The sequence below is a fragment of the Bradyrhizobium sp. Kon56 genome (assembly GCF_055807635.1).
This window is the reverse complement of sequence record NZ_JBVVOU010000351.1, coordinates 1-290: the sequence shown is the minus strand read 5'-3', so window position 1 is coordinate 290 and position 290 is coordinate 1. Positions and strand designations below refer to the sequence as shown.

General features: G+C 60.7%; 1 protein-coding gene. It reads left to right on the top strand.

All coding sequences use genetic code 11. The features are described 5' to 3' along the window. Positions 1–290: ATP-binding cassette domain-containing protein (locus AC0L3B_RS39280; protein WP_473383153.1), on the top strand; the 290-nt coding region annotated here is incomplete at both ends.

Genomic DNA, 290 nt, shown 5'->3' with positions numbered 1-290 from the left:
AGGTGGATTTTCATTACGGCAAGACGAGCGGGATCATTGGTGGCCTCAACCTGGAGATCAAGGCGGGGGAAAAAATCGGCCTGATCGGCCCATCCGGCGCGGGCAAGTCGACCCTGGTCAACCTGCTGCTGCGCCTGTACGACCTGCAGGGCGGACGCATCCTCATCGACGGCCAGAACATTGCCGAAGTGGCCCAGGAAAGCCTGCGTGCACAGATCGGCATGATCACCCAGGACACTTCACTGCTGCACCGCTCGATTCGCGACAATCTGCTGTACGGCAAGCCGGAC